The following is a 223-nucleotide window of genomic DNA, read 5'->3' on the forward strand; positions in this document are numbered from 1 at the left end:
CAACTCGGTGAACATCTCCGCCACACGATGCTGCAACACCTGAAAAGTGGCGAGCGCCCGACCGAACTGTTGCCTCGTGTTCAAGTGCTCGACAGTCAGCAGCAACATCTCATCCATCGTGCCAACGGTATCAGCAAGACGGCAAAGTGCGGTGAGATCTTCGGCCTTCTCAAGAGCGAAGCGGACTGCCTCACCTTGATCCAGAAGCCGGGCGCCGACGTCC

General features: G+C 58.3%; 1 protein-coding gene. It reads right to left on the reverse strand.

The features are described from left to right. The coding region (locus E4K09_RS30105; RefSeq protein WP_342211332.1) for an acyl-CoA dehydrogenase family protein at positions 1–117 on the reverse strand (117 nt) is incomplete at its 3' end. Between the last annotated feature and the right edge of the window lie 106 nt (positions 118–223).

The organism is Microvirga pakistanensis (assembly GCF_004458765.1).
Taxonomy (GTDB): domain Bacteria; phylum Pseudomonadota; class Alphaproteobacteria; order Rhizobiales; family Beijerinckiaceae; genus Microvirga; species Microvirga pakistanensis.